Here is a 245-nt window from a genome sequence, read left to right as displayed (position 1 = left end):
CGTCAGTTGTGTAAAAGAGACAGGACCGCCCAGCTGCCCGAGCGCTTGTCTTCGATCACCCCCCCCCTGCGCGCCTCCGCCCGCCGCGACCGTCATGCACCGGAAAGCGTGGCCCTGCAGCCAGCCATCGACGATGCCCTGGCCTTGCTGGCCAAGCGTCGCCAGGCCATGCAGGTCGAGCTTATTCGCGACCTGCCGAACGCCACCCCCTGGGACGTGCCTTTCCGCCCGCCATTGGCCCATCC

1 pseudogene is annotated in these 245 nt (G+C 68.2%); it reads left to right on the top strand.

Features of this window, described 5'->3' with window-relative positions:
- Positions 1–245 (top strand): annotated as a pseudogene (locus tag ACQ4LH_RS22230) (hypothetical protein); the annotation flags it as partial.

It is taken from the genome of Pseudomonas peli, assembly GCF_050563605.1.
Classification (GTDB): Bacteria; Pseudomonadota; Gammaproteobacteria; order Pseudomonadales; family Pseudomonadaceae; genus Aquipseudomonas; species Aquipseudomonas peli_A.
This window is presented reverse-complemented; position numbering and strand designations above follow the sequence as displayed.